The 4890-nt window shown below is 64.5% G+C and carries 3 protein-coding genes; 1 reads left to right on the plus strand and 2 read right to left on the minus strand.

From position 1 onward, the window contains the following. Nucleotides 1-92: 92 nt before the first annotated feature. The gene (locus VIG90_RS10055) at nucleotides 93-1832 is read right to left on the minus strand and encodes an FAD-binding protein (RefSeq protein WP_331593374.1); all 1740 of its coding nucleotides are present in this window, start codon (nucleotides 1830-1832) and stop codon (nucleotides 93-95) included. A 235-nt stretch (nucleotides 1833-2067) separates the two neighbouring features. On the opposite strand from VIG90_RS10055, the gene VIG90_RS10060 reads away from it, so the two are divergent. After that, on the plus strand, nucleotides 2068-3060 hold the full coding sequence (locus tag VIG90_RS10060; RefSeq protein WP_331593376.1) for an MBL fold metallo-hydrolase: 993 nt from the start codon (nucleotides 2068-2070) through the stop codon (nucleotides 3058-3060). 1178 nt (nucleotides 3061-4238) lie between these two features. Here the strand turns inward: VIG90_RS10060 and VIG90_RS10065 are convergent. Then, nucleotides 4239-4890 (minus strand): GntP family permease (locus VIG90_RS10065; RefSeq protein WP_414695488.1); only part of this gene is annotated, 652 nt, incomplete at its 5' end.

The raw sequence follows: 4890 nt of genomic DNA on the forward strand, positions 1-4890 counted from the left end.
GCGAATTCAGGCCGGAACCCATAAAACCGCGCCTGCCCCATGGCAAGAGGGCCACATGACGCGGCCCGCCGCCCGCCCTCCCCCCGGCTCTGCTACACGTTCGCCTTTGCCATATGCCGGGCCGCCCGCCGGCCGGAGAACACGCAGTCCGCAAAGGACAGCCCGCTCACATAGGTCTGGGAGGCAACGCCCACTGCCGTGCGCCCGGCCGCATAAAGGCCCGGTATGGGCCGGCCTGCCCCGTCCAGCACCTGCCCCGAGGTCTCCTCGACCCTCAGCCCGCCAAAGCTGATGACCGGCAGCGGCAGGAACCGGCTGTCGACGGAAATGTCCATCGCATAGAACGGCCCGGTCTCGAGCGGCGCCATGTCCTCCCGCTCCTTGCCGAACGGGTCCGGCTCATCGCCCCTTGCAGCCCGGTTGTAGGTCTCGATGGTGTCCCGGAGCGTCGCCGCATCGAACCCCACCACCTTTGCCAGCTCCTCGAGCGTTGCCGCCTTCTTGTAGTTGGCCGCCAGGTTCAGCAGCGTCACGTCGCGCTGGAACGGCACGATCAGCGGGTCCATCGCCTGTTTGAACGCGGCCTTCCGGGCCTTGGCATCATAGACCACATAGGCCACGCCGCCCTGATGGTCGCCGATATGCTCGCCGAGCGTTGCGCCATAGACGGTCTCGTCGACGAACCGCTCGCCCTTGCGGTTGACCACGATGCTGTCCGACCACGCCTTGGGCGGATTGATGAACCGCCAGGCGCTGATCTTGTCCATCAAGGCCGTCGCGCCGCCCACCGACATGCCAAGGACGATGCCCGAGCCCTGATCGCCCAGCGTGCCGTTGGGCATGCCCTTGGCGTAGGCGGGCGCATATTCCTGCACCATCTTCGGGTTCATGATGAAGCCGCCCGCGCTCAAGAGCACGCCCTCCCGCGCCCTGATCCAGCGTGGCCTCCGGCTGCGCGTCTCGATCCGTCTCGCCTTGTTCAGGTAATAATTCCCGATGCCGATCGTCACCGCCGCGAACGGCAGTGCGGGCGGCAGCATTTCAAGGAATTTGCTGGCGCGCCTGATATACTTGCTGAACAGCGCCGCCTCGGGCGTGCCCTCCGGAATGGACAGGATCTTGACGCCGATGACCCGGCCCTCGCGGTCAACCACAAGCTGGCGCGCCTCGGAATAGCGGATGAAATTCATGCCGAGCCTGATCGCCGCATCCCGCAGCGGCTCCCAGATCGCACCGCCCAGCCCCCATGCCTTCTTGCCGTTGGTGGTAAAGGCGCGGTGTCCGCGCGCAGCAGGCTTTGCCTGCTTGCGGTAATTGCCGACCAGCGTGTTGTCCGGGTGAAACAGGAAATATTTGAGCGGCGGGTAGGACGCCTTTTTCTTCCACACACTGCCCTGGAATTTCCCGCCGTGCTGCAGGATCCAGTCGACCGTCGGCACGCTCTCCTGAACGAAGCGGCGCAGCGTCTCGTCAGAGACCACGTTGCCGCATTCGATCTTCAGGTATTTGTACATCTCCTCCGGCGTGTCGTCCTCGCCGGCCTCCTGCTGGATGGAGGTGCCGCCGCCCGCATAATAGATACCGCCGTTGGCCGCGGTCGAGCCGCCGCCCTCGTAGCGGTCAACCGCAATCACGCTGAGGCCGCGCTCCACCCCCTCCAGCGCTGCTGCAACGCCCGCCCCGCCGAGGCCGATCACCACCAGGTCCGCCTCCGCCTCCCACGGGTGGGCATCCGGGTTTTCCAGCACCAGCGGATCTTCCACATCAAGGCCCAGCGCCCGCGCCTTCGCCTCGATTGAATACGGCTGAATTGATTTCCCCTGAATGGTCATCGTCACTCCCCAGCAACTGCCCCACGACATGTTCCCCGAGTGTGCCTTTGGCCCCAAGACGACACAAGGTCGGGCGGTGCCCGATCCGCCCGCGAAGGCCCCACCCCCCCCGACGAAAATAGGCCCGTCTCCCCTCGCCTTATCGCCAGCCCCGCCGTCGCCAGCCTTGACAGCGGCGTCTCGTCCCGATCACCTATCCGCCATTTCAACAGAGGCTCTCCGGAAGGCATTTTCCATGCGCGCCACTTTTTCCTCCCTCGCCGTTCTCGCGGCTCTCCTTGCCGCCGCTCCCGCCCCGGTTACCCCCGCCACCGCCGCCACCCTTGTCCAGCCGGGCAGCGAGGCCCAGCAGCCAGGCGGCTACCGCTTTCGCGTCGGCGATGCGGTGGTGACCGCGCTGACGGACGGCAGCACCCAGCAGGACATCCGCCCGCTGATGCACGGCGCCACGCCCGAGGAGATCGACCAGCTTCTCGCCCGCGACTTTCTGGTCAACCCGGTCGAGATGTCCATGAACGCCTTCCTCGTCGAGATGGGCGAGCGCAAGATTCTGGTGGACGTAGGCGCGGGCGAGGAATTCGGCCCCAACCTTGCCGGCAAGATGCGGGACGGCCTTGCCGCCCTTGGCGTGAAGCCGGACGAGATTACCGACGTGCTCATCACCCATGCCCACATGGATCACATCGGCGGCCTCGCCTACGGCGGCAAGCCCGCCTTTCCGAAGGCCACCATCCACCTCGGCCAGCATGACGCCGCCTTCTTCGGCGACACGAAGGCGGTGGCGCGCACCGGCTATCCCGAGGCGTTCGTCAAAACCTACGCCCGCACAGTTGGCGTTTACCCTGCCGCGCAGGTCCGCCCGTTCACCGGCACCGCGGAAATCCTGCCCGGCATCACCGCCACCGAGCATCCGGGCCACACGCCCGGCACCGCCATCTACACGCTCACCAGCAAGGGCCAGTCCATCCACTTCGTGGGGGACACCGTGCACGTCGCCTCCGTGCAGCTGCGCCGCCCCGCCGTCACCATGAGCTTTGACATCGACCCGAAGAATGCCCGCAAGGTGCGCGAGACCGTGTTCGCCCGCTTCGCGGATGACGCCGCGCTCATCGCCGGGCCGCACCTTCAGTTCCCCGGCGTCGGCCGCCTGCGCAAGCTGGCCGAGAACAGCTACGAGTGGGTGCCCATCGAATACCGCAACCGCGCCGAAACCCACGCCAACCATTGAGACATTAAGCTCTGAACCAGCCAGCCACGCAGGGGATCATCCGGTCCCCTGCAATCTGCGCCATTGCCCCAAATAGAAGATTCAAAAAAGACCCCGCAGATTCCACGCCACGGGGTCTAAGAAAGAGATGCAGAATCCCTATACTTGAACGCCTCAGTATATACACCGCAGCGCCGCTTCCCGCAACGCGGGCCACCCCATTGGGCAGGAACAAATAAGTCGAATACGCGCCGCGTCGCGCCGCCCTCCCGCGTGACACTTCATCCACGGCCTGTCCTACCAAGCTTTACCCGCTCATTACGGGTTCAGAAGCCGGCGCTTTTGTCATCTCCTCGCCTGCCTCCCGGTAAAGTGTCATAAGTGACACATGCCAAGAATCCGGCCTGCGCTGCCATGATGACGTGCTGTTCCAGTGCTAAGTGCCAGCGCCCGGCTTGCCAGCAAATATGGCCGCACCTTTATTAAAAATATCAATGAAATCATGGTCATGAATTAAATAATAAATCCTCCGAAATACGACGTCACACGCGTTGCGTCTAACTTATAGCCGTATAAAACCGGTGCTGGTCCTGATGTTCTCGGCCCTTCCACCAGCGTGCGTCCCGCTGCACCGAGCATGATCCACTGTCTGGTTTCCACACAGCAGTGGAAATCCAGGGACCAGGAAAGGAGGTGCTCAATCTGACTAACTTTGAAATGCTATCAGTTATTATAGCGCTGCTCGCCCTGGTAATCTCGGCAATTCGTCTTGGATTATCCGTGGGGCGGCAAGATCGCGACTGATAATTCGATAGTACAAGGGTTCATCAGGCGGTGCAGGGCGCATTGAATGCGCCGCCTGATGGCCCAAAAAATAAGACCCCGCAGCTTCCACACCGCGGGGTCTGAGAAAGAGATGCCAAATCTCTAACTTTGAACGCCTCAGTATATACACCGCAACGCCGCTTTCCGCAACGTGGGCGGCCCCGCCCGGCGGGCACAAATGGTCGAATACGCGCCGCGCGGCTCCGCCCTCCCGCGTGACACTTCATCCTCTAACCCTCCTGCCAAGCCGTCTTCGCTCACCGCAGGCACATAGCCTGACCCTTTTTCCTGAACCCCCGCCCGCCTTCCGGTAAAGTGTCATACGTGACACCCTCTGCTGAAGTACGCCGCCTGGCTCCCCTCGCAAACGCCGGTCAGAACACAGCGAACAGGAGCAGGGCAACCGCAAGGCCGATGCTTGGCACAATCACCGTCAGCACGCCCACCGGCCCATAGGCGTTGCGGTGGGTCTCGCCGCACACGGCGCGAATGGTCGTCACCACGTAGCCGTTGTGCGGCAGGCTATCGAGCGCGCCCGACGAGATCGCCACCACCCGGTGCAGTTCCTCGGGGTTCACGCCCATGTCGATGTAATGGGGCGCAAGCAGCGGCAGCGCGATCGTCTGCCCGCCCGAGGCCGAGCCCGTCAGCCCCGCGATCACCGTCACCGCAATGGCCGCCCCCAGAAGCGGGCTGCCCGGCATGGACAGCACCGCGTCCACCGCCGCCTGGAAGGCGGGCGAGAGCTGCGCCACCGCGCCGAAGCCCACCACCGCGCAGGTGTTGGTGATGGCGATGATCGCGCCCGTCGCCCCGCGCGAGAAGGCGGCGGGCATCTCCATGCGCCGCCTGAGGCCGATCAGGAGCGCGATCACGATCCCCGTGCCCAGCGCCGCCAGCAGCGCGTACTTGCCGAGGGACTGCGCCGGCAGCAGCGCCTGCAGAAAGCCGGGCGCGCTTTCCGGATACTGGCACAGCAGGAACACCGCCAGCACCGCCACCAGCGGCAGGAGGCTCAGGAGCGGG

The organism is Pedomonas sp., assembly GCF_036515995.1.
Lineage (GTDB): Bacteria > Pseudomonadota > Alphaproteobacteria > Sphingomonadales > Sphingomonadaceae > Pedomonas.